The 543-nt window shown below is 73.7% G+C and carries 1 protein-coding gene; it reads right to left on the reverse strand.

What is annotated here, in order from left to right:
- The coding region (locus A5481_RS35540) for a putative PEP-binding protein (protein ID WP_342586433.1) at positions 1-543 on the reverse strand (543 nt) is incomplete at both ends.

Here is a 543-nt window from a genome sequence, read left to right on the forward strand (position 1 = left end):
GGCCTGGATCGCCGCGGCCGGCACCTCGATCATGATGCCGAGTGGCACCGGCGGCGCGCCGATCTCGGCCCGGATCCGCTCGCACGTGCCGCGCAGGGCCAGCACCTCGGGCACCGAGGTGATCATCGGGAACATGATCGAGAGCGGGGCCTCCTTGCCGGAAGGCGCGCCGGCCGGCACGCAATCCCTCGCGGCGCGGTAGAGGGCGCGCAGCTGCGGCTCCATCAGGTCGGGCCGGCGCAGCAGCAGCCGGGCGCCGCGCACGCCGAGGAACGGGTTCTCCTCCTTCGGCAGGGCGAGGTGGGGCACCTGCTTGTCGCCGCCGATATCGAGGGCGCGCACGATCAGCGGGCGGCCGTTCAACGCCTCCAGCATCGCCCGGTAGGTGGCGTACTGGTCGTCCTCGCCCGGGCTGTCGCCGCGCTCGAGGAACAGGAACTCGGTGCGCATCAGGCCGACGCCCTCGGCGCCCTGCTGCAGGGCGAAGGGCACCTGCTCGGGGGTGTTGACGTTGGCGCCGATGGCGAGCGCGTGCCCGTCGCG

Source organism: Methylobacterium platani (genome assembly GCF_001653715.1).
Taxonomy (GTDB): domain Bacteria; phylum Pseudomonadota; class Alphaproteobacteria; order Rhizobiales; family Beijerinckiaceae; genus Methylobacterium; species Methylobacterium platani.